The 19,067-nt window shown below is 68.8% G+C and carries 18 protein-coding genes; 8 read left to right on the top strand and 10 right to left on the bottom strand.

What is annotated here, in order from left to right; all coding sequences use genetic code 11:
- Nucleotides 1-190 precede the first annotated feature (190 nt).
- The 4 genes from OZ671_RS02375 to OZ671_RS02360 form a co-directional block, all read right to left on the bottom strand.
- The gene (locus OZ671_RS02375) at nucleotides 191-898 is read right to left on the bottom strand and encodes a lysophospholipid acyltransferase family protein (protein WP_268859229.1); all 708 of its coding nucleotides are present in this window, start codon (nucleotides 896-898) and stop codon (nucleotides 191-193) included.
- A 108-nt stretch (nucleotides 899-1,006) separates the two neighbouring features.
- Complete coding sequence (locus tag OZ671_RS02370) at nucleotides 1,007-1,861, bottom strand: ABC transporter substrate-binding protein (RefSeq protein WP_268859228.1); 855 nt, start codon at nucleotides 1,859-1,861, stop codon at nucleotides 1,007-1,009.
- Nucleotides 1,862-2,022: 161 nt separating this feature from the next.
- Nucleotides 2,023-3,363 (bottom strand): MFS transporter, encoded by a 1,341-nt coding sequence (locus OZ671_RS02365; RefSeq protein WP_268859227.1) that lies wholly within the window; start codon nucleotides 3,361-3,363, stop codon nucleotides 2,023-2,025.
- Nucleotides 3,364-3,529: 166 nt separating this feature from the next.
- A complete protein-coding gene (locus tag OZ671_RS02360) occupies nucleotides 3,530-4,744 on the bottom strand; it encodes a polyhydroxyalkanoate depolymerase (RefSeq protein ID WP_268859226.1) in 1,215 nt (404 codons plus the stop codon).
- A gap of 133 nt (nucleotides 4,745-4,877) precedes the next feature.
- Between OZ671_RS02360 and OZ671_RS02355 the strand changes: the two genes are divergently transcribed.
- Together OZ671_RS02355 and OZ671_RS02350 are read left to right on the top strand one after the other, a co-directional pair.
- On the top strand, nucleotides 4,878-5,534 hold the full coding sequence (locus tag OZ671_RS02355) for a glutathione S-transferase family protein (RefSeq protein WP_268859225.1): 657 nt from the start codon (nucleotides 4,878-4,880) through the stop codon (nucleotides 5,532-5,534).
- A gap of 175 nt (nucleotides 5,535-5,709) precedes the next feature.
- Entirely contained in the window at nucleotides 5,710-5,940 is a 231-nt protein-coding gene (locus OZ671_RS02350; RefSeq protein ID WP_268859224.1) for a hypothetical protein, read from the top strand.
- A gap of 13 nt (nucleotides 5,941-5,953) precedes the next feature.
- On the opposite strand, the gene OZ671_RS02345 is transcribed toward OZ671_RS02350, so the two are convergent.
- Both OZ671_RS02345 and OZ671_RS02340 read right to left on the bottom strand, forming a co-directional pair.
- On the bottom strand, nucleotides 5,954-7,300 hold the full coding sequence (locus OZ671_RS02345) for an aspartate aminotransferase family protein (RefSeq protein ID WP_268859223.1): 1,347 nt from the start codon (nucleotides 7,298-7,300) through the stop codon (nucleotides 5,954-5,956).
- 26 nt (nucleotides 7,301-7,326) lie between these two features.
- Nucleotides 7,327-8,280: an NAD-dependent epimerase/dehydratase family protein gene (locus tag OZ671_RS02340; RefSeq protein WP_268859222.1), complete on the bottom strand. Its 954-nt coding sequence runs from the start codon at nucleotides 8,278-8,280 to the stop codon at nucleotides 7,327-7,329.
- A 226-nt stretch (nucleotides 8,281-8,506) separates the two neighbouring features.
- On the opposite strand from OZ671_RS02340, the gene OZ671_RS02335 reads away from it, so the two are divergent.
- The 3 genes from OZ671_RS02335 (at nucleotide 8,507) to OZ671_RS02325 (ending at nucleotide 12,024) form a co-directional block, all read left to right on the top strand.
- Nucleotides 8,507-9,439: a LysR family transcriptional regulator gene (locus tag OZ671_RS02335; RefSeq protein ID WP_268859221.1), complete on the top strand. Its 933-nt coding sequence runs from the start codon at nucleotides 8,507-8,509 to the stop codon at nucleotides 9,437-9,439.
- Between the two features lie 130 nt (nucleotides 9,440-9,569).
- On the top strand, nucleotides 9,570-10,856 hold the full coding sequence (locus tag OZ671_RS02330; protein ID WP_268859220.1) for a chorismate-binding protein: 1,287 nt from the start codon (nucleotides 9,570-9,572) through the stop codon (nucleotides 10,854-10,856).
- Nucleotides 10,857-10,968: 112 nt separating this feature from the next.
- A complete protein-coding gene (locus tag OZ671_RS02325) occupies nucleotides 10,969-12,024 on the top strand; it encodes a Gfo/Idh/MocA family protein (RefSeq protein WP_268859219.1) in 1,056 nt (351 codons plus the stop codon).
- Nucleotides 12,025-12,060: 36 nt separating this feature from the next.
- On the opposite strand, the gene OZ671_RS02320 is transcribed toward OZ671_RS02325, so the two are convergent.
- From OZ671_RS02320 to OZ671_RS02305, 4 genes are all read right to left on the bottom strand, one after another.
- Complete coding sequence (locus tag OZ671_RS02320; protein ID WP_268859218.1) at nucleotides 12,061-12,474, bottom strand: type II toxin-antitoxin system VapC family toxin; 414 nt, start codon at nucleotides 12,472-12,474, stop codon at nucleotides 12,061-12,063.
- Nucleotides 12,471-12,731, bottom strand: coding sequence for a type II toxin-antitoxin system VapB family antitoxin (locus OZ671_RS02315; protein WP_328286333.1), 261 nt, complete (start codon nucleotides 12,729-12,731; stop codon nucleotides 12,471-12,473). The genes OZ671_RS02320 and OZ671_RS02315 overlap by 4 nt, the downstream gene beginning before the upstream one ends.
- A gap of 122 nt (nucleotides 12,732-12,853) precedes the next feature.
- Nucleotides 12,854-14,065 carry a pyridoxal-phosphate-dependent aminotransferase family protein gene (locus OZ671_RS02310; RefSeq protein ID WP_268859217.1) on the bottom strand — a complete coding sequence of 404 codons (1,212 nt, stop codon included), beginning with the start codon at nucleotides 14,063-14,065 and terminating at the stop codon, nucleotides 12,854-12,856.
- 195 nt (nucleotides 14,066-14,260) lie between these two features.
- Nucleotides 14,261-14,749 (bottom strand): MarR family winged helix-turn-helix transcriptional regulator, encoded by a 489-nt coding sequence (locus tag OZ671_RS02305; RefSeq protein WP_268859216.1) that lies wholly within the window; start codon nucleotides 14,747-14,749, stop codon nucleotides 14,261-14,263.
- Nucleotides 14,750-14,898: 149 nt separating this feature from the next.
- Here OZ671_RS02305 and OZ671_RS02300 point away from each other — a divergent pair, with 149 nt between their 5' ends.
- The 3 genes from OZ671_RS02300 to OZ671_RS02290 all read left to right on the top strand — a co-directional run bounded on the left by OZ671_RS02300 (nucleotide 14,899) and on the right by OZ671_RS02290 (nucleotide 19,064).
- On the top strand, nucleotides 14,899-16,623 hold the full coding sequence (locus OZ671_RS02300; RefSeq protein WP_268859215.1) for a thiamine pyrophosphate-requiring protein: 1,725 nt from the start codon (nucleotides 14,899-14,901) through the stop codon (nucleotides 16,621-16,623).
- A gap of 77 nt (nucleotides 16,624-16,700) precedes the next feature.
- The gene (locus tag OZ671_RS02295; protein ID WP_268859214.1) at nucleotides 16,701-17,735 is read left to right on the top strand and encodes a Bug family tripartite tricarboxylate transporter substrate binding protein; all 1,035 of its coding nucleotides are present in this window, start codon (nucleotides 16,701-16,703) and stop codon (nucleotides 17,733-17,735) included.
- 93 nt (nucleotides 17,736-17,828) lie between these two features.
- Complete coding sequence (locus tag OZ671_RS02290; protein WP_268859213.1) at nucleotides 17,829-19,064, top strand: amino acid ABC transporter substrate-binding protein; 1,236 nt, start codon at nucleotides 17,829-17,831, stop codon at nucleotides 19,062-19,064.
- Nucleotides 19,065-19,067 lie beyond the last annotated feature (3 nt).

Genomic DNA, 19,067 nt, shown 5'->3' with positions numbered 1-19,067 from the left:
CTTTCATTTGTTCCATAAAATGGAACTTAAGTTCTATAATATGAAAATATCGCGACAGACCGGACCCTGTCAAACGCTGGGCCATGCCTTAGGGTTTGTTCGTATGAGGGCTCGGCCCCACGCGTGATCGCGTGCCGGCGCCGATCGCCGGGCTTTGCCCGGTTCCACTCCGTTCGGGCCGCGCGCGGGATCAGCCGATGCGGAGGCGTTCGGCCTCCATGGCCTGGCTTGCTTTCGCCACCATTTCTGCGCCGGAGAGGCCGGGCGCGATCGCCGGCAGATAGGAGACGGTGATCGTGCCGGGCCGGCGCGCGCCGCCGGCAATGCCCCAGAAGCGGCCGGAATTGACCACGACCGGCAGGACGGGAACGCCGAGCTTGGCATAGATCATCTCGACGCCGCGCCTGAAGCTGATCGGCTCGTCCGGATCCTTGCGCGTGCCCTCGGGATAGACCAGCACCGGCCGCCCTTCGGCGATGGCGGCACGCGCCCCGTCGATCATCCGGCGCAGCGCCTGAGTGCCGAGGTCGCGGTCGATGGTGATCATCGGCTGCCGCCGCAGGTACCAGCCGAATACCGGCACGCGCAGCAGTTCCTTCTTGGCGACGATGGCGACATTGGGAAACAGCACGTTGGAGGCGAGCGTTTCCCAGGTCGACTGGTGGTTCATGACGATGATGCAGGGACCGTCGGGCCGGTTTTCCCGCCCTTTTTCGACGTAGCCGAGCCCGACGACGCGATCGAGCAGGACCAGCGTGCCGCGCACCCACAGCCGGGAAATGCCACGCACGATGCGTTTGCTGTGGCCGATCATCAGGACCGGAATGAGCAGGCCGAACACGGCCGTCCACAGGCCGAACAGGATATCGAACGTCTTCGAGCGGATCGTCGTCATCATCTTGCGGATCTGGTTTGCCCTGTTCGCCCGCTCATCTCGGCGGCGAATTGGTCAAGGGCAAGGCGGTCCCGCGCTGGAGCGGGACGCCATCATGGCAATGCGGGAGGCTTATTGGCCGGCGTCGATGGTGATCTCGGTCAGTGCCTGCGCCTCCAGGCCATGCTTTTTCAGGAGCGCCAGATAGGTGCCGTTGGCGACCAGGCGCTTCAGGGCTGCCGCGACCGCGTCGCGCAGGCCGGGATTGCTGCGCGGAAAGGCAAGCCCCGACAGGTTGCGCGCGATCGGCGCGCCGATGGCGACGAAGGTGCCCGGGTCCTGCTGCCTGAGATAGGCGACATATTCGGCGCCGAGCAGCGCGGCATTGGCGCGGCCCTGCTGCAGGTCGGCCCGGCTCGCCGCGGCTCCCGCCGTGCCGATCACCTGCATGGGCGGGCGGCCGGCGGCGACGCAATGGGTTTCGCTCCAGGCCTGGGCGGTCGGGAAATAATTGGTGGTGCGCGGGGTTGCGATCGTCTTGCCGCACATGTCGAGCGGCGTCGCGATGCCGCCCGACTGCCGCGACGTGGTGAAGATCTGCGGGCCGGTGGCGATATAGTCGACGAAGCTGAGCTTCTCGCGCCGCGCGGGCAGGTCGGTCATCGAGCTGCCGCTGAAATCGACACGGCCGGCATTGATGCCGGTGATGAGCTGCTCGAACGTCATCTCCTCCCACTGGATGGTGACGTTCAGTTCCTTGGCGATGGCGGTGACGAGGTCGACATTGAGGCCGCGGCGCTCATTGGTCGCCGGATCCTTGTAGGCCATCGGCGGGTAGGTGGCCTCGATGCCGACCCGGATCACGCCGGCGCTGCGGATCGCCTCCGGCAGAGGGATCGGTGCCTGGCTTTCGGCCGCGGCAGGCGCGACGTGGGCGAGGACCAGGAGAGCGCCGGCAAGGCCGAGGCGCGACAGGAACGGCGGCATGTCTTTTCCCCCAAGCGCCCGGGCGGTTCGTCCGCTCCGGGCAGGAGGCCCATGCTAACCGGAAGGCTGTCGCCGGGCCAAGTCCGGCGGCGTGATCACCGCCTGCGGCGCGCGTGGCCGGGCGTCCGATCGCCCGGCCGCGCCCGATTGCGGCCGGCGCGTCAGCCGCCCGCCGGCGACGGGGCCGAGGACCGGTTGTCGTCGCCCTTGGCGAGCCCCGCCGGCGGCGGCTCCCGATAGAGCACGAAGCCGACAATGCCCACCGCCGCGGCGAAGAAGATGTAGAAGACCGGGGCAAGCTTGTTGCCGGTGGACTGGACGAGCCAGGTGTTGATGAACGGCGCGAGCCCGCCGAACAGCATGACCGCGAGATTGTAGACCAGCGAGACGCCGGTCGAACGCAGGCGGACGGGGAAGATCTCGCTCATCGCGGCCGGGGCCGGGCCGGCCAGCATGCCGAGCAGCAGCGAGGTCGCCTGCAGCCAGTAGAGGTTCTCGACCGTCGGATTGGCGACGAGCCGCGACAGCATGAAATAGAACAGGATGCAGTAGAGGATGACCGAAGGCAGCAGCACGTTGCGCCGGCCGATCTTGTCGGACAGCCAGCCGGAGAACACGACCACGACCGCATTCAGGGCGCTGAACACGATGAGCCCGAACTGCGCGTCGGCAAGCTTCAGCTTCAGTTCGGTGACGGCATAGGTCGTGATGTAGACGCCTGCGACATAGTTGATGGCGGTACCGACCGCGATCATGCAGAAGGCGGTGACCAGCTCGCGCGGATATTGCCTGATGACGTCGGACAGGGGCGAATTCTCCACCGTGCCGCGCGTTGCCATCAGCGCCTTGAACTCGGGCGTCTCGTCGATGGCGCGGCGCAGGTAGAAGCCGACCGGCCCGATCAGCACGCCGAGAATGAAGGGCACGCGCCAGCCCCAGCTGTCGAAGGCCTCCGGCGACAGCCGCGAGGACAGCGTGAAGGCGAACGAGGCGCCGATGGCGAAGGCCAGCATCTGCGAGACCATCTGCCAGGAGCCGTAATAGCCGCGCCGGCCCGGAGGGGCGAATTCGATCAGCATGGCGCTCGCGCTGCCGAACTCGCCGCCGGCCGAGAAGCCCTGGATCAGGCGGGCCAGCAGCACGCAGATCGGCGCGGCGATGCCGATCGCCTGGTAGGTCGGCAGGATGCCGATCAGGCCGGTGCCCACCGCCATCATCATGATCATGACGATCATCGCCCGCTTGCGCCCGTTCTTGTCGGCATAGATGCCGAAGACGAGGCCGCCGATCGGCCGGGCGGCGAAGGCGATGCCGAAGGTGGCAAACGTCAGCAGCAGCGAGTTGGAGGGATTGTCGGCCGGGAAGAAATGCTTGGCGATGACGCCGGCGAACAGGCCGAACACCGTGAAGTCGAACCATTCGAGCGCATTGCCGATGGTCGAGGAAATGACCACGCGACGGCGCATCTCCGCGCTGACCTGCGGGGGGTTCGGGGCAGTCATGGCGTTCTCCGCTGGGCGATTTTCGGGGCAGAGCGTTCTACCCTGGCCATGAATCTGCCCCGGCCATGAAAGTGTCAACGGTATGACACACCCCCGGACGGGGGATAAGCTGACGCGTTAGGGCATGCCTGCAATGCGGCGCCTGGCGCGCCGGCCCGCCGCCGGCTTATTCGCTGGCCAGCACCGTGTTGCGCACGATCGGGTAGATCTGGCTCTCCCAGCGCCGGCCGCTGAACACGCCGTAATGGCCGACGCCGGCCTGCATGTGGTGGCGCTTGCGGAACGGCTTGAGACCGGTCAGCAGGTCGTGCGCGGCGGCGGTCTGGCCGAGCGCGCAGATGTCGTCGCGTTCGCCTTCCACCGTCAGCAGCGTCGTGCGGGTGATCGCCGCCGGGCGCACCGGCTGGCCGCGATAGGTCATCTCGCCCTTGGCGAGCAGGGCGCGCTGGAACACGCGGTCGATGGTCTCCAGGTAGAATTCGGCGGTCAGGTCCAGCACCGCGAAATATTCGTCGTAGAAGGCACGGATCGCGTCGGCCTTGGCCTTGTCGCCGGCGGCGATATGGCCGTGCAGGTCGAGATGGGCCCGGACGTGCCGCTGCGGGTTCATCGCCATGAAGGCGATGACCTGCAGGATGCCCGGATAGACGCGGCGGCCGGCGCCGGCATGGGGCAGCGGCACGGTCGAGATGAGGCGGTCCTCGAACCAGGAATAGGGATGGCTGAAGGCGAGCGTGTTGACCCTCGTCGGGTTGATCCGGACGTCGACCGGGCCGGCCATCAGCGTCAGGCTGCGCGGCTGCGCGGGATCGCCGGCCTCGGCCATCACCGCGCCCGCCACCAGCGCCTGCACGCAGGGCTGGCAGACCGCGACGACATGGGCGCCGGGCCCCAGCACCTTGAGGAAGGTGACGAGGTGCTCGACATAGTCGTCGAAGCCGAAGGCGCCCTCGTCACAGGGAATGTCGCGGGCATTGTGCCAGTCGGTCAGGTAGACGTCGTGGTCGGACAGCAGGGTCTTCACCGTGTGGCGCAGCAGCGTCGCGAAATGGCCCGACAGCGGCGCCACCACCATGACGCGCGGCTGGGTGACGCCGCTGTCCTTGCGGAAATGAAGGAGCGTGCCGAAGGCGGTGCTGTGCACCGGCCGCTCGGTGACAGCGACCTCGCGATTGCCGATCCTGACGCTGTCGATGCCGAAGGCCGGCCGGTGATGGGTGAAGGCGGCACGGGCGGTCAGCTCGCAGGTTGCCAGGAACTCGCGGCCGAGGCGCAGCTCCATGCCCTCGATGGCCGGCCCGCAGGCCGCCAGGATCCAGCGCGCCATGGTCTGCGCCGGCGCGAACAGCCGGCGCTGCGCTTCGAAGGCGTGGTACATCATCGGTCCACCCGCTGCGCGGTCCCCGGACGGGCGCGTCCTCGAAAAAAGCTAGTGTACTTTTTGCTGCGCTGCGAGATAATTCTTGCCACGCATTGCTGCAGCACGGCGGCGGCGGTCTCCGGCGGGGGTGACGATGGCGAAGGCGCAGCTCACCATTTCCAGCAGGAACTATTCGTCCTGGTCGCTGCGTGGCTGGCTGCTCTGCCGCCTGGCGGGGCTCGACTTCGACGAGGTCCAGGTTTCGATCGACGATCCGGACGCGCGTGCGGAGCTGCTCTTGCTGTCGCCGTCCTTCCTCGTGCCCTGCCTCACCGACGAGGGCGTGACAATCTGGGACACCTGGTCGATCGCCGAATATCTCGCCGAGCGATTTCCGCAGGCCGGCCTGCTGCCGGCGCCGGTCGCCGCACGTGCGCATTGCCGCTCGGTGTCCGGCGAGATGCATTCCGGCTTCCACAATCTGCGCTCGGCGCTGCCGCTGAACCTCAAGAACCGGTTTCCCGGATTCAAGGTCTGGGCCGGCGCCCAGCCCGACATCGATCGCATTGCGGCGATCTGGCGCGACTGTCTTGCCACCTACGGCGGGCCGTTCCTGTTCGGCGTGCGGCCAACGGTCGCGGATGCCATGTATGCACCGGTCTGCGGCCGCTTCACCAGCTATGACGTTGCGCTCGCGCCGGTCGAGGCCGGCTATTGCCGCGCCATCATGGACTGGGCGCCGATGCGCGAATGGATCGCGGCCGCGGCGCGCGAGCCGGATGAGCTCGACGAGCTGGATGTGGAATTCTGACGGGGGCCGGAAGGTCCTCTTGCCTTGAAGCCAGGAATGGAACATAACGAGAACATACGCGCCGCAGGATTCACATCTGCCGGAGCGCCTTTCCGGCGCCCCGGGGCGGCCATGGTTGGGCCATGTCGGCCCGCCATCACGCTGCGGCGCACAACAGCTAGGGGATCGGCAAACGATGAGCGGCAAGCGATCCGTCGCCCTGGTCGACGATGAACGGCTGCTCGCCGCGCTGAACGAAGCGCGGCGCGAATGTCTGCGGGCGCTCGATGTGCTGCCGTTGCATGGCGCCGACTATCGCACTGTCGAGGGCGTCGCGGCGGCGATCGAGGATCTCGCCGGGATTCTGGCCGGCGCCCAGGGCTTTTCAGCGCCGGCCCATCAGCGACGCGCCGGCGGCGCGCGCTGACCGGCCGCGCCCCTCAGCGCGCGATACGGGAGAGCGCCGCGGCGGTTGCCTGTTTGAGCAGATCGACCATCCGGTCGATCTCGGCGCGCGAGATGATGTAGGGCGGCGCCAGGATGACATGGTCGCCGTTGTAGCCGTCGACCGTGCCGGGCGAGGGATAGCAGAGCAGCCCGCGGGCGAACGCTTCCTCCTTCACCTTGGCCTGCAGGCCGAGCTCGGGCGCGAACGGTGCCTTGGTCTCGCGGTCGCGCACATATTCCAGCGCCACGAAGAAGCCGCGGCCCCTGATGTCGCCGACATGCGGGTTCTGGCCGAAGGCTTCGCGCAGCGCCCCCATCAGGTAGTCGCCGTCGCTGCGGCATTTGTCGACGAGGCCGTCGCGCTGGATCACCCGCTGGACGGCCAGGCCGGCGGCGCAGGCCGCGGTATGGCCGGAATAGGTGTGGACGCTGGCGACCGTACCGAATGTGTCGGCAATGGTGCGGTAGACCTCCTCGGTCATCAGCGCCGCGCCGAGCGGCGCATAACCGCCGGCGAGGCCCTTGGCCGTGTACATGATGTCGGGCGCGACCCCGTCATGGGCCAGCGCGCGCCAGGTGCCGCACCGGCCGACGCCGCACATGACCTCGTCTGCCACCATCAGGATGCCGTAGCGGCTGCAGATCTCGCGCATCCGCGCGGCATAACCTTCCGGCGCCGGCACGGCGCCGCCGGCTGCCCCGACCACCGGCTCGAAGAACAGCGCGGCGATCCGCTCGGCGCCGATGCGGTGGATCTCGCGCTCGAACTCCCGCGCCAGGTGCTCGGCGAGATCCGCCTCGGCCACGCCCGCCGGCGGCCGGTAGGCATTGGCCGGCGAGAGATGCGTCACCTCCATCAGCGCGCCGGCATAGGGTTTGCGGCGAGCGGGGTGTCCCGACAGCGCCAGCGCGCCGAACGTGTAGCCGTGCCACGACTGGCGCCGGGCGAAGAAATGGGTGCGGCCGGAATGGCCCCGCGCCACGTGGTATTGCAGCGCGATCTTCATGGCCGTCTCGGTCGCTTCCGAGCCACCGGAGACGAAACTGACGCGGCTCATGCCGCCGCCGGCCTGTTCGAGGATCGCCTCGGCGAGCGCGTCGATCGGCTCGGAGGTGAAATTGGCCGAATAGCCGAAGGCCAGCCGGTCATACTGGGCCTTGATCGCCTCGATCACCTCGCGATGGCCGTGGCCGAGGCAGAACAGGGCCGGTCCCGAGGACCCGTCGAGGTAGCGCTTGCCCGTCTCGTCGATGACATGCACGCCTTCGCCGCCGACCGCCTTCGGCAGCCTTTGCCCGCTGCGATGCTGGTTGAGCCAGCGGTGACCGCCATCCTCCATGATGCTCCCTCCGGTTGTCGGCCCGTTCAGTGGGCCTTGTCGAGCCATTCCGCATAGTCCGGCACCGCGCCGGCAAGGTCGTAGCGCGGCTTGAAGCCGGTCGCCGCCTGCAGGCGGATGAAGTCGCTCGGCCGTCGGTCGGCCGGCTGCAGGAAGCGGATATTGGGATCGTCCTCGCAGATCCGGTAGCTCCAGCCGGGCCGGCGCGCCGCCAGCGCTTCGCAGAAATCGAGCGCCGAGAAGACTTCCGGTCCGCCGAGATCGAAGACCGGCGGCGGGCTCGGGAATTTCTTGTCGATCAGCGCCACCAGCGCGGCGGCGGCGTCGCGCGAATAGAGCCAGCCGCCGAAGCCCGGGCGGGACAGCCGCACCTCCTCGCCGCGCTCGGCCAGCGCGACGATCTGGGCCTGGGGCGAGAGCGTCTCGCGCACCGCGGTCGGCCGCTCGAACGGACCGTAGACCGCGGCGAGGCGAACGATCGGCAGACAGAGGCCATAGACCGCCGCGAGGCGCTGCGCCACCTGCTCCGCGGCCAGCTTGGTCGTGCCGTAGAGGCCCGAAGGGGCCGGGCGGTCGACGCGGGCATCGAACCGGCCCTCGCCATTGGTGTCGAGCGGATAGACGCTGACCGAGGAGGCGAGGATCACCTTGCCGATGCCCATTTCATGGGCCGCCTTGAGCACGGTCGCCGTGCCCGCGACATTGACCGCGACCACCTCGTCCGGGATCGCCGCCTCCAGCCGCGGTCCGGCGGTCACCGCGGCCGCGTGGATCACAGCGGTCACCTTTTCGGCCGCCATCGCCGCCTTCACGGCCGCGCCGTCGCGCACGTCGGCGATGATCACGCTCGCCTGCGCGGGCAGCCAGCCTTCCGGTGCCGGATCCGCGGCATAGACGACCGCGCGCCGCCCCATCCGCGCCAGGTGATCGGCGACCGCCGCGCCGACGAAGCCTGTGCCTCCCGTGATCATGATCGTCATAGCGCACCCGTCCCGATCGACCGATCCCCGTTCGCTCGTAGCGCCGGTGGGAGAGGTTGGCACCGGGAGGGGAGCGGCGAAAGGGCAGGGCCGTCATTCCAGTCCTGCCGGAACTGGGCGGATGGCAGTCATGCCGCAGCAGGGCGGCTCGCGTCCAGACCTTAGCCAAGGCCGGCTTCGTTGCTTGTGCTAGGCTCCGGCCGCTTTTCTTCGGACCGAACCGCCGATGTCTCTCACGCTGCGCCAGATCGAAATGTTCCGTGCCGTGATGACGGCCAAGAGCTTCGTCGGCGCGGCGCGCATCCTGCGCGTTGCGCAGCCGACGGTCACCAATGTCATCGCCCGGATCGAGGACAAGCTCGGCTTGCCGCTGTTCCAGCGCCAGGGCGGCCGGATCTACCCGACTGCGGAGGCGGCGGCCATTCTGGCCGAGATCGATCGGGCGTTCGTCCAGCTCGAACAGGCGGTCGGCCGCGTCGACAGGGTCGCGCGTCGCGAAACGGCCATGCTGCGGCTTGGCGCAGCGCCGAGCGTCGGCCGCCGACTGGTTCCCGAGGTCCTGAACACGCTGCTCGCTGAGCATGGCGGGCTGACGGTGCATCTGGAAATCCTGTCGGTCGCGCAGGTGCTCGACTACGTCCTCAACGGTCCTGGCGAATGTGCCGTTTCGATCTTTCCCATCGCGCATGGCGCCGTGCGCAGCAGCCGGGTCGGCAATGCGCGGCTCGTCTGCCTCGTCCCCTGCGACATGTCCGACCGTTTCGGTGCGACGGTGGAGCCGATCGCGCTGGCCGGGCAAACCCTGATCGCATTCGAGCCGCATACCGTGCATGGCCAGGTGATGGCGCGTTTCCTCGATCCGGCCTCGGCTATCCCCCGCCGCACACATCTCGTCCGTTTTGCGGAAAGCGCGGTCGGGCTCGCCGAAGCCGGTCTCGGCATCGCGCTCGTCGATGAATTCTCGGCTTTGTCGGCCGACCGGGCGCGGGTGGCGGTGCGGCAGGTGGCTTTCCCGCCCGCCTTCGACATCTTTCTGCATGTCAATCACGAGCGGCCTGTCAGCCATTTCACGGAGCTGTTCGAACGCGCGTTGAGCCGCCGGCTCGCCCGCATCGCCGCTGCCGAGCCCTGCACCGTCGTCGGGGGCGCGGGCCGATAGCGCCTGGCTATGCGGGGCGGCAGCATCTGTGCTTGCCGCCGTCGGCCTCATCGCCGCAAGAACCGGAACCAAATCGGCAGGCAATCGGGGATCCGCGATGATAGGACGATCGGAAGGCGACATCGCCAGCTTGGATCCGATACTTGCGGTCGAGCGGCTCGGCGGGGCGACCAGCTTCCTGTTTCAGCGCTTCGATCCGATGACGCGCCGGCTTTGCCGGACGGTGGCCGGCCTTGAGGTCGAGATCATCGGCGCGGATGTGGATTTTGCGGCGGCGTTGCGTCGCGGCGAGCCGCGAGGGGAGCCCGATCGCGACAGCTTTCCCTGCTTCGTCTTTGCCGGCTTCGAAACGCTGGTCGGCCGGGAGGCCGTCGCAGCCGCGCTGCCCGGTCACCTCATCCTGCGCGTCGTCGAAGGCCTCGATATCGATCATCGCGTTGGCGCATTGAGGCTGATCAGCCAGGATCCGGCCAGGCTCGGTATGAAGCTGGCGACGCTTGGCGCGGCCCGCGATGGTGACGGACCGGCTTTCATCGACGCGAGCGGCACCGTGCCGCGGGGGCATGTGGACGGGCCTTTCGACGGCTGGGTCGCCGACATGGATCCCGCCGGTCACGCGCGCCGGGTCGACGCTGTCAAAGACGCAGTGGCGACCGGCATGATCGAAGGCGCCGTGCTGTCGGTCGGCCTTTCCCGTCCGACTGCCGCCAGCCCCTTCGCGCTCTATCGCGCCTTCGCCGCGGCAAACCCGTCACCATACGGCTTCGTGCTCAACCATGGCGGCGCTGCGCTTGTCGGAAGCTCGCCGCTGGCGTTCCTCGATCTCAGCGGCCGGCGGCTGCACCTGGAAACCGATGCCGGCACGCGTCCGGTCACCGGCGATGCTGCGCGCGATGCCGCGGCGGCCGAGGATCTCCGGGAAAATCCCAAGGATGCTGCCGAGCATCGCGTGGTGGTCGAGGCCGAGAGGGAGGCGCTTGCGACGATTGCTCGCGATGGTCGGGTCGATCGTGTCGTCGATCGCGAAGTGCGGCGCTTCTCGCACGTCATGCATCTCTATTCGGCGCTCGAAGCCGAACTCCCGGAGGGATGCGATCTCGCTGATGCGATCCTTGCGCTCGCCCCGGCTGCGGCCGTCTCGGGATGGCCGAAGCGCGCTGCGGCGCAGCTCGGATATGAGCTCGAGGGCACATCGCGCGGTCCTTACGGCGGCATTGTCGGCCTTGTCGAGCCAGGGCGGGCCGACCTTGCGGTGGTCATCCGCTCGCTCTGGCTGGCCGAGGGCAGGGCCGCGCTGCGCGTCGGCGGCAAGATCGTCGCCACCTCGTCTGCCGGCGACGAATATCGCGAGGCTCTGGCCAAGGCGCGCTTCCTGGTCGAAGGTGTGGCGCATGCGGAGCGGGTTGCGTCCGGCTGACCGCGTCCGCCATCGCCGGACGGTTTCGGCATCGACATCCCCGTCAGGCGTCGCGGTTGCAATTCCAGCCGAAAGCGTCGAGCCTTCGGGGCCGATAGCGGAGAGCCGTGACATGTCGAAAGTCAGGATCGCGGTGGTCGGCGCCGGCGTCATCGGCAGGGCCCATGCCGATGTCATCACGGCTGGACAGGTGGCCGAGCTCGCCGCCGTGGTCGATCCGACCGCGGCGGGCAGGGAGACCGCCCAACGCCATGGCGTGCCCTGGTTCGCCGACCATGCCGCCTTGCTCGCGGCCGGCACGGTCGATGCGGCCATCGTCGCCACGCCCAACCAGGCCCATCTGCCGGTTGCGCTCGGCTTCATCGAGGCGGGAGTTCCGGTGCTCGTCGAAAAGCCTATCGCCAGCACGCTGGCCGAGGCTCGGGACCTGACCGCGGCGGCGGAGGCGGCCGGCGTGCCGGTGCTCGTCGGCCACCATCGCCGGCACAATCCGGTCATTCGCCGCGCGCGCGATCTCGTGCAATCCGGAGCGCTCGGGCGGCTCGCCTCGGTCGCGGTCCTGTCGACCTTCCTGAAGCCCGACAGCTATTTCGAACTCGACTGGCGCCGGCGCGCCGGTGGCGGTCCGGTCCTGATCAACCTCATCCACGAGATCGACCTCATCCGTTTCGTCTGCGGCGAGGTGGAAGCCGTCCTGGCGGTCACCTCCAACGCGATCCGCGCCTTCGAGGTCGAGGACAGCGCCGCGGTGATCCTGCGGCTCGCCGGCGGAGCCCTCGTCACGGTGACGCTGTCCGACGCGGCCGCGGCGCCATGGAGCTGGGACATGTCCTCGCGCGAGAGCCGGCTCTATCCGGAACTGCCGGCGAGGGTGAACTCGCACTATCTTGCGGGCACGAAGGCCTCCCTGACCCTGCCGCATCTCGATCTCTGGCATTACCCGGGCGAAGCCGGCTGGCACGAGCCGATCGCGCGCGAGACCGTGGCGGTGGAGCGGGCCGATCCCTATGCCGAGCAGATCCGGCATCTCTGTGCCGTCGTCCGCGGCGAGGAGCAGCCGGTGATCTCGGCCGCCGACGGCACGCGCACGCTGGAGGTGACCCTTGCCGTGCATGCGGCGGCCAGGACGGGGGCGCCGGTGGTGCTCGACCGGGTGGCCGGTGCGTAGCGGCCGTATCCGGGCGAAAAAGCTTATGGCGGTCCACTACCGCGACAATGCGGACTGAACATCGGTCAGCGCAAAGTCGTCGCCGACATACAGAAGTGGGGCCGCATGCCGTTTGGCGAGGGCATAAGCAAAGCAGTCGCCGAAGTTCAGGCCGCCCCGCGTTCCGAATCCCTTGCCATAGTCCAGACGCGCTCTCATCGCAGCACGCGCGAGGCTTTCATCCGTAGGGGCAATGGCAATGCGGAAGTCGGCTAGAAGCGCGTCCGGATCGGCAATTGCCTCGTGCCGATCGCCATCCTTGATCCTGCCCGCCAAGATAGTGCCCGCCTCGACGTAATTCACCGCCGATATGAGGCGCGACGCATCGGTTTGGAGGGCGGCCATGCAGTCGAGCGCTTCCGCTTCCTCGAACATGATCGCAACGATGACGGACGCATCGACGATCATCATCGGGAGAAACCTGGCTCCTTGGGCGTGCTGCCGACCGCTTCATCCCATTCCTGTTTCGTGACCGGGCGACGGTCGTAGCGGTGGGAGCGCGCACGGACGAAAGCCTTCATGCGCGAAACATAGTCAGCCTGCACTTCCTTCTCGGCGCGCAGCCGTTCCAGCCGCTCGCGCATGGCCTGCGTGATGGCATCCGTCATGGCTTCGCCCGTCAGGCGGGACAATTCCCGCGCCAGCCGGTCCGCTTCCTCGGTCTTGATGCTCAGTCCGAACGTTCAACAGTGACGGTCGAAATACCGGATCGTCATCGTCACCGGAACGATTTTCGGCGCGTCTATCCGATGCTCGGGCGGTTGGCGCTCCGTAATGTTCCAGGACAGGCTCAGCTCGCCGCGGCGGCTTCGCGCTGCACCGCGCCGGTGCCCGCCGCAAGGGCCGCGACCGCCGCATCGACGCCGCCGGCGCCGTGGGGAATGTCGAGCGCCTTCAGCGCGGTCTCGATGGCGCCCAGCGCGCCGATCACCATGGCCGCGTTGACATGGCCCATATGGGCGATGCGGAATGCCTTGTCGGCAAGCTCGCCGATGCCCGAGCCGAGCGTCACGCCGCAGACCTTCTCGGTGAATTCGGCGATCCGCGTGGGCGCGACGCCCTGGACGAGCACCGGCGTCACCGAGGCGGCGCGCTGGCCGGGCTCGGTGACGTTGAAGCCTAGCACCTGGCCTTCCGCCCAGCGGCCGACCGCCGCATGGGTCGCCTGCGCCAGCAGGGCGTGGCGCCGCCAGACGGCCTCGAGCCCCTCCTCGAAGATCATGTCCAGCGCCGCCCTCAGCGCGAACAGGTGGTGCTCCGGCGGCGTGCCGCAATATTTCATGTAGTGGGGCGGCTGCTGGCGCGCCGTCCAGTCCCAGTAGAGGGTCTTCATGCCGGCCCTCTCGTGGGCCGCATGCGCCTTGTCGTTGGCGGCGACGAAGGCGAGGCCGGGAGGCGTCATCAGGCCCTTCTGCGAGGCCGACATGGCGACATCGACGCCCCAGGCGTCCATCTCGAACGGCATGCAGGCGACGGAGGCGACGCCGTCGACCATGTAGAGCGCCGGATGGCCGGCCGCGTCGATCGCCTTGCGCACGGCGGCGACGTCGTTGACGACGCCCGAGGCGGTGTCGATCTGCACCATCAGCACGGCCTTGATCGCATGCTGCGTGTCGCGGCGCAGCCTGTCCTCGACGGCGGCCGGGTCGACCGATCCGCGCCAGGACCCTTCCAGCACCTCGACATCGGCGCCCATGAAGCGCGCCATCTCGCCCCAGCCGATCGCGAAGCGGCCGCTCGCCAGCACCAGCACCTTGTCGCCGCGCGAGAGCACGTTGCTGATCGCCGCTTCCCAGCCGCCATGGCCGTTGGCGGCGTAAATGTAGGTGCGCGCCTTGGTGCGGAACACGCGCCGGAGATCGTTGAGCAGGCCGTCGGTCAGGTCGACCATCGCGCCGGTATAGATCTCCTCGGCCGGCCGGATCATCGCCTGCAGCACCCGGTCGGGAATGTTGGTCGGGCCGGGGATCGCGAGCAGGGCGCGGCCGTTGGCGACAGTCATGAACAGCTCCTCATCGCCGCACGGCGGCGCCCGTGGCGCGGCGCGGAACGCGGCCGGTGACAGAAGGCACCCTTCTACCCGCGCCGGTCGCCGGCCGCCAGCCGCGCCGGATGCCGCGGGCGCAAGGCTCGTCCGCATTTCGCTCAGGGGAGGAGCTTCATGCCCGACCGCTGGTGGCGCGCAGCCCTGCCGCGGTCAGGCGGGACCGAGCGCCATGGTGATGCGCCGGAGCGTCCGGATGAAGTCGGCCTTCTGGTCGGCGCCGACGATCCGGTCGAGCTCGGCATCGTGCTCGGCGGCGCGGGCGGTCAGCTCGGCGAGCAGCGCCTCGCCCGCGGCGGTCAGCGTCAGCGTATAGCTGCGGCGGTCGTTGGCGGCGCGGTCGCGGTGCACCAGGCCGCGCTTGACGAGATCGTCGAGCGCCGGCGTCAGTGTCGACTTGTCCCGTCCGCTGGCCCGTCCGAGCGCGGTCTGGGTCAGGCCGGGATTGGCGCTGATCAGGGTCAGGATGGCGAACCGCCGCGGCTTCAGATTGGGGTCGCCGACCCGGGCGGCAAAGGCGCGGAACGAGGCTTCCTGGGCGAGGCGCAGGTGAAAGCCGACGAGGTTGCTCAAGGGGCCGAGGCGCACCGCATCGTCATCGGTCGCGGTTTCGGCAGCCGGCTGGGCCGGGCGTTTGGCCATGAGGTCCCCTGTCGCTCCTGTCGGCGCCGGCGAGGGGCCGCGCGCGGTCTGACGATCTTCAAATCGCATGGCGGATCGGTGCATGCAAGACCGTCTTGACATGGACTGTCGGATATCAAACTATCTTCTGCAACCGCCGGTGATCCCTGATGTACACAGCCTCGACCGCCTTTCTGGACGCTCTCGATGCCGCCGGCGTCAGCTATCTCTTCGTCAATCTCGGCAGTGACCATCCCGGCCTCGTCGAGGCGCTGGCCGAGGCGCGCGCCCATGGCCGGCGCGTACCGGCCGTGATCACATGTCCGAACGAGATGGTGGCACTCTCGGCCGCCCAGGGGCACGCGCAGGTCTCCGGCCAGGCACAGGCCGTCATCGTCCATGTCGAATGCGGCACGCAGTCGCTCGCCGGCGCCGTCCACAACGTCGCCAAGGCGCGCGTGCCGGTGCTGATCTTCGCCGGCGCCTCGCCGTTCACCCAGTTCGGCGAGATGACCGGCAGCCGCAACGAATTCATCCAGTGGATCCAGGACGTCCACGACCAGCGCGGGCTGGTGCGCGGCTACATGAAATACGACAACGAGATCCGCACCGGCCGCAACGTCAAGCAGCTCACCTGGCGGGCCCTGCAGTTCGCCCAGTCCGATCCCAAGGGCCCGGTCTATCTGATGGGTGCCCGCGAGGTCATGGAGGAGGAGGTGCCGGAGGTCGCGGCCGACGTCGCCGACTGGGCGCCCATCGCGCCGGCGGCGCTGCCGCCCGGCGCGGTCGGCGAACTGCTGGACGATCTGAAGCGGGCGCGCCGGCCGCTCGTCGTCACCTCCTATCTCGGCCGCAATATCCGCGCGGTCGGCGCTCTGCAGCGCCTCGTCGGCCGGCTCGGCATCGCCGTGCTGGAATCGGTGCCGAACGCCGTCAACCTGCCGCATGACGACCCGATGTATCAGGGCTGCCAGTGGAACGAGCCGGTGCAGAACCCGCTGCTGGCCGAGGCCGATCTCGTCCTGGTGCTCGATTCCGACGTGCCGTGGATCCCCACCGTTTCCCGGCCGCGGGCTGATGCCCGCATCTGGCACATCGACGTCGATCCGCTGAAGGAGCAGATGCCGCTCTGGTCGATCCCGGCGCGGCGCGTGTTCCGCGCTCATGTCGAGACGGTGCTCGACCAGCTGAGCCACCTCGCCGATGCGATCGGGCTCGACGCCGGCCAGTTCGCCGAGAGGCGGTCCCACTACACCGCCCTGCACGAGGCGCGGCGCGTTCGGCTGCGGCGGCTGGAGGCAAGGCCGTCCGACAACCGGATCACCGCCGAATATCTGACCGCCGCCATCCGCGCCCATGTCGACGACGACACGCTGGTGCTGAACGAGGGCATCACCAACTATCCCGTCGTGGTCAACCACATCGCGCCGCGGCGCGCCGGGCAGATGCTCAATTCCGGCGGCGGCAATCTCGGCTGGGCCGGCGGCGCGGCGATCGGCGCCAAGCTCGCCGACCCGAAGAGAACCGTCATCGCCATGACCGGCGATGGGTCCTACATGTTCTCGCAGCCGTCCACCGTGCACTGGATGGCGCGGCAGTATCGCACGCCCTTCCTGCATGTCGTCTTCAACAACCGCGGCTGGCGCGCCCCGCGCTATTCGACGCTGGCCGTGCATCCGCAGGGCTATGCCAGCCGGTCCGACGATATCGGCGTCGCCTTCGATCCGCCGCCCGACTATTCGGCCATCGCCGCCGCCGCGGGCGGCGCCTTCGCCGCCAAGGTCGAGACGGCGGACGCGCTCGAGCCGGCCATCGCCGCCGGGCTCGATGCCGTGAAGCGCGAAGGCCGCGCCGCCGTGCTCGACGTCTGGCTGCCGCATCTCATGGAGGGGTAGCGGGCTCCGTCTCGAAGGCCCGATCGGTGGCGACCAACGATCGCCGGCGGGCAGGGGAAACGACAAGGGAGGATGACATGGTCCTGAATAGACGGGCCGCGGGCGGAATGCCCGGAACGAGCCTTGCGGCAGGGCGGATCGATCGCCGGCGGCTGCTCGAAGCGGGCCTTGGTTTCGGCACGGCGCTGGCGGCGCCGTCGCTTGCCCGCGCGCAAGGCTGGCCGACGCGCAATGTCCGCATCGTCGTGGCCTTTCCGGCCGGCGGCGCGGCCGACATCGTCGCCCGCCACCTGACCGACCGGCTGACCGCCGAATGGGGCCAGAACATCATCGTCGAGAACCGCGCCGGGGCCGGCGGCAATCTTGCCGGCGCGGAGGTCGCGCGCAGCGACCCCGACGGCCACACGCTGCTCATCACCTCGAGCTCGGTGGCGATCAACCACCTGCTCTATGCGCGCATGCCGATCGACAATTTCAAGGATCTCGCGCCGCTCACCATGGCGATCACGGTGCCCAACGTCCTGGTCGTGCCGGCAACCTCGCCCGACCGGTCGCTGCAGGACATCCTGGCGCGTGCCCGCGCCAATCCGGGCAAGCTCACCTTCGGCTCGGCCGGCATCGGCACCTCCATCCACATGGCCGGCGAGATGTTCAAATATCTCGCCAAGGTGGACATGGTGCATGCGCCCTATCGCGGCGCCGGCCCGGCCATGACCGATCTCATCGGCGGCCGGCTCGACATGATGATCGACACGCTCACCGTCTCGGCGCCGCAGATCCGCGGCGGCCAGGTGCGTGCGCTCGGCGTCACCACCGGGCAGGCGCTCGCCGCCCTGCCGGGCGTGCCGCCGATCGCCAGCGTCCTGCCCGGCTTCGAGATGCATTCCTGGTTCGCCTTCTACACGGCGGCGAAGACGCCGCAGCCCGTGATCGACAGGCTGACGGCCGGCCTCAATGCCGCGCTGCGCGATCCGGCGGTCACCGCCCGGCTCGCCGAGATCGCCTCGACGCCCGTCGCCACCGGCCCCGAGGCGCTCGCCGAGGCGATGCGCGAGGAGGAGAAGCTGTGGGCGCCGGTGATCAAGTCGGCCGGCATCAGGATCTCGGAATGACGGAGACGGGCCGCAGCGGGCGCGCAAGACGCCCTGGCGGCATCGAGGGGCAAGGCCGGACGACAGCGCCGGCACCTGTGAGGGAGGGACATCATGTCGGATTTTTTCAGGCCTGATCGCCGGGGTGTGATCGGCGGGGCTGTCGGCGGCCTCGCGGCGGTCGCGGTGCTTGGGACCGGTGCCCGCGCCCAGGGCACGGGACCGGTCAGGATCGGCTTTTCGATTTCCAAGACCGGGCCGAACGCCGGCGGCGCCAACGTCACGACGCTGCCGAACTACCAGCTCTGGGCGAAGACCGTGAACGACGCCGGCGGCCTGCGCGTCGGCAGTGCGCGCCGGCCGGTCGAGCTCGTCGAATATGACGACCGCTCGCAGTCCGAAGAGGCCGTACGCAACGTCGAGCGGCTGATCAACCAGGACAAGGTCGATATCGTCCTGCCGCCCTGGGGCACGGGGCTCAATCTCGCCGTCGGGCCGATTCTCAACCGCGCCGGCTATCCTCACCTGGCCGTCACCTCGGTCACCGAGCGCATTCCCGAGCTCGCCAAGCGCTGGCCCAACGCCTTCTTTTTTCTCGGCCGTTCCTCGGCCGCAGCGGAGGCGCTGGTCGCCAAGCTCACCGCGCTCACCCGCTCGAACGGCCTCGGCAAGACCGTCGCCCTCGTCTCGGTGCAGGACCAGTTCGGCATCGAGCTCGTCAATGTCGCGCGTCCCGCGCTGAAACAGGCCGGCTTCGAGCTGGTCATGGACCGCCAGTACCCGCTCGGCAGCCAGGACCTCGCGCCGCTCGCGGTCGAGGCGGCCCGGCTCAATCCGGAGGTGTTCATCGCCTTCTCCTATCCGCCCGACACGCTGGCGCTGACCGAGCAGGCCCGCATCGCCAAGCTCAATCCGAAGGTCTTCTACACCGCCGTCGGCACCGCCTTTCCGCTGTTCAAGCAGCGCTTCGGGGCGAATGCCGAGGGCGTCATGGGCATCGGCGGCGTCGACATGTCCAGCCCGAAGATCCGGGACTACGTCGCCCGCCACGTCCAGGCGGTCGGCCGGCCGCCGGACGGCTGGGCCTCTCCCGTCACCTATGCCTCGCTCGAAGTGCTGCAGCAGGCGATCGAGCGCATCGGCTCGGTCGATCGCGCCGCGCTGATCAAGGAGATCGGCAGCGGCACCTTCGAGACCATCGTCGGCACCATCAAGCTGAAGGACAACCAGCGCATCGAGCAGGCCTGGGTCGGCCAGTGGCAGGGCGACCAGTTCGTCGCCGTCGCCCCGCCAGGCCTTGCCGGCGTCGAGGCGGCGAAATTTCCGAAACCCGCCTGGTCGCAGGCCTGACGC

It is taken from the genome of Phreatobacter sp. AB_2022a (assembly GCF_026847585.1).
Classification (GTDB): domain Bacteria; phylum Pseudomonadota; class Alphaproteobacteria; order Rhizobiales; family Phreatobacteraceae; genus Phreatobacter.
Note: the sequence above shows the minus strand (reverse complement) of the source record. Positions and strands in the feature narration are given on the sequence as shown.